This window comes from Kitasatospora sp. NPDC093558 (genome assembly GCF_040683475.1).
GTDB lineage: Bacteria > Actinomycetota > Actinomycetes > Streptomycetales > Streptomycetaceae > Kitasatospora.
Genome location: NZ_JBFBDY010000831.1, coordinates 1 through 2,425, shown reverse-complemented (window position 1 = coordinate 2,425; position 2,425 = coordinate 1). Strand labels below are relative to the sequence as shown.

At 72.0% G+C, this 2,425-nt stretch carries 4 protein-coding genes and 1 pseudogene; 2 read left to right on the top strand and 3 right to left on the bottom strand.

The window, feature by feature from the left end; genetic code table 11:
- Window positions 1–197 (bottom strand): annotated as a pseudogene (locus tag AB0O00_RS35820) (hypothetical protein); the annotation flags it as partial.
- A gap of 38 nt (window positions 198–235) precedes the next feature.
- Window positions 236–991: an alpha/beta hydrolase gene (locus tag AB0O00_RS35815; RefSeq protein ID WP_363658885.1), complete on the bottom strand. Its 756-nt coding sequence runs from the start codon at window positions 989–991 to the stop codon at window positions 236–238.
- Window positions 992–1,223: 232 nt separating this feature from the next.
- Here AB0O00_RS35815 and AB0O00_RS35810 point away from each other — a divergent pair, with 232 nt between their 5' ends.
- Entirely contained in the window at window positions 1,224–1,550 is a 327-nt protein-coding gene (locus AB0O00_RS35810; protein WP_363658884.1) for an antibiotic biosynthesis monooxygenase family protein, read from the top strand.
- Between the two features lie 55 nt (window positions 1,551–1,605).
- On the opposite strand, the gene AB0O00_RS35805 is transcribed toward AB0O00_RS35810, so the two are convergent.
- Window positions 1,606–1,953, bottom strand: coding sequence for a VOC family protein (locus tag AB0O00_RS35805; protein WP_363658883.1), 348 nt, complete (start codon window positions 1,951–1,953; stop codon window positions 1,606–1,608).
- A 202-nt stretch (window positions 1,954–2,155) separates the two neighbouring features.
- On the opposite strand from AB0O00_RS35805, the gene AB0O00_RS35800 reads away from it, so the two are divergent.
- Window positions 2,156–2,425 (top strand): YciI family protein (locus tag AB0O00_RS35800; protein ID WP_363658882.1); only part of this gene is annotated, 270 nt, incomplete at its 3' end.

Below are 2,425 nucleotides of genomic sequence, written 5' to 3'. Positions count from 1 at the left end.
GCCGTCGCGGCCGAGGGCGTCGGCCTGGTCGTGCCGCTCTGACCGAGCCCTTCGTGGCGTTCGTCGAGGCGGGCCAGGACCGGCTTGACGTCCAGCACCGGCGTGCCTTCGTCGCCCTGCCTGGGCGCGCCGGAGCGGTCCAGCAGCGGTGATTCCACCCGGCCGATCGCCCGTACCTCGAAGTGCCCGTCCGCCATCGCTCGCTCCCTGCTCTGTGGTTGCCGTCCCAGGTCCGTCAGGCGCGGAGGAACGCCTCCAGGGCGGTCGCGAAGGCCACCGGGATCTCGTACATCGGGTAGTGCCCGGAGTTGGGCAGGACCTCCAGGTCGGCCTGCGGGTAGTGGGTCAGCCAGGTGCCGCGCATGGCCTCGGCGGTGAGGGCGAGGTCGTGCTCGCCGACGAACACCTTGACGGGCAGCGGGCTGCCGGCCACCTTGGCGGCGAAGTCCTGGGTGCTCCAGTCGGTCAGGTAGGCGGCGAAGGCCTCCGGCCGAGAGCCGGCCACCGAGCGGGCCGTCATCGCGTCGAGCCACCGGGTGTTGGCCCGCTGCCCGGTGACGAGGTCGAGGATCGCCCGCCGGTTGTCGGGGCTCGCCGCCGCCCCGTGGAAGAGGTCGTACGCGTCGCCCTCCAGCGGGTAGCTGCTCGCGGGCACGGGCGTCACACCGACCAGCTTGCGAACGCGGCCCGGCGCCTCGGCGAGGACGCGCTGCGCGGCCTTGCCGCCCATCGAGTGGCCGACCACCGAGAAGGTGTCCCACCCGAGCAGGTCGGCGAGGGCGAGCGCGTCCGAGGCGATTTCGGCGAGCGTGAACTCGCCGTCGACGTCCAGCCGTTCGCCGTAGCCCCGGTAGTCGAGGAAGGCGTAGCCGAACGCCTCCGGGTCCAGGTAGTCGAGGAACGGGCCCCAGGCGGCGCTGGTGCCGAACCAGTCGTGCAGGACCAGGACCTTGTGCTCGCCGGTGCCGAGGGTGCGGTGGGCGATCGTCATGCGGACTCCCGTCGGGTGGGGTGGTGCGTGCTGGCGGGCCGTTACCTTCCCAGGACGGGCCCGACTACTCCTCGGCCGACCCTGGGGCCTCCGCCGTCCCGCACGGCCCGCCCGAAGAGCCGTCCGGCGGCGCCCGGGCACTCGTTCGGTGGTCACGGCTTTTGCCTTCCGGGCGGGCGCCCGCAAGGTGGAGGCAGGAACACCGTCCCCGAGGAGCGACAGGCGGAGCGCCATGCCGATCTACCAGACCGCGCACTACCGAGTGAACGCCGGGGCCGTCGACCGGGTCCTGGCGGCGATCGAGGAGTTCGTCGGCTACGTCGCGGCCCACGAGCCCGACACCTGGTTGTACACGGCCTGGCAGCAGAAGGACGACCCGACCCGCTTCGTCCACCTCTTCACCTTCGCCGACGAGGCAGCCCACCGGGCGCACGGCGAGTCCGAGGCCGTGCGGCGGTTCCAGGCGGTCTACACGCCCGAGCTGTCCGAGGGGCCGGTGGTCTTCACCGACTACCGCCTCGTCGCCACGAATGCCGGCCGGCGCCCGCCCGCCCCCTGACCGCCCGCGTCCGGAACACCTGCACCTGACCGCCCGGGCCCGGATCGACCGGGCCCTACAGGTCGTGGGCGACGGCGTGGCGCGGCTGGTAGAGGCCCACCTCGCCGCCGCCCGGCAGGCGCAGGGCGGTCTTCAGCCCCCAGCCGACGGACGTGACGGGCTCGGTGAACTCGACGCCCCGGGCGGTGAGTTCGCGGACGGTGGCGTCGACGTCGTCGCACATCAGGAACAGCTCGTGGGAGGGCGAGCCGCCCGGGTGGACGGCGATCTCGGCCGGGGGCAGCTTGAAGATCAGCCAACCGCCACCCGCGTCGACGTGCGGCCAGCCCAGCACGTCGCGCAGGAAGACGCGGTCGGCCTCCGCGTCACGGCTGTGGATGACCAGGTGGGCACCGTTGATCATGCACTCACGGTAACCGGTGGCGCCTCTCACCGCCTCCGCGGATCACCGACCAGGCCGTCACCCGTGGTGATCGATCGGTCGCCGAAAGAAATGCCCGGCCGCTTCGAAAAAATTCCCGCCGGGATGTCGAGAACCCGCACCCGGCTCCGTCCCCGGGGTGAACGCGACCACAATGGGTCGCACAGCACCGAGGAGAGACACCATGGCGAAGTACCTTCTGCTCAAGCACTACCGCGGAGCCCCGGCAGCGGTCAACGACGTGCCGATGGACCGGTGGACGCCCGAGGAGATCTCGGCGCACATGCAGTACATGCAGGACTTCGCGGACCGGCTGGAGAAGACCGGCGAGTTCGTCGACGCCCAGGGCCTCGCCCCCGAGGGCATGTGGGTCCGCTACGACGGCGAGGGGCGCCCGGCGGTCACCGACGGCCCGTTCCCCGAGACCAAGGACCTCATCGCCGGCTGGATGATC